Below are 211 nucleotides of genomic sequence, written 5' to 3'. Positions count from 1 at the left end.
AACACTCCACACGAGGCAGTATCGTTACCTCCTATTATCAAGCATTTATTTTACCCATCTTGATAAATTTATCGACGCATTTACATCCCTATCGTGATCGCTATTGCATGAAGCACAACACCACTCACGTATTTTTAAACTCCACTGTCCTTCTGGTTGAACTGAATGGTCGTATTTTACTCCGCAACATGAGCAAATCTTGCTTGAAGCG

The 211-nt window shown here is 40.8% G+C and carries 1 protein-coding gene; it reads right to left on the bottom strand.

The window, feature by feature from the left end:
* Window positions 1-45 precede the first annotated feature (45 nt).
* Window positions 46-211, bottom strand: a 166-nt coding sequence (locus FOT98_RS32155; RefSeq protein WP_144291313.1) for a zinc ribbon domain-containing protein, incomplete at its 5' end; no start/stop codon positions are given.

Source organism: Bacillus sp. HY001, from assembly GCF_007558965.1.
GTDB classification, from domain to species: Bacteria; Bacillota; Bacilli; order Bacillales; family Bacillaceae_G; genus Bacillus_A; species Bacillus_A mobilis.
This window is presented reverse-complemented; position numbering and strand designations above follow the sequence as displayed.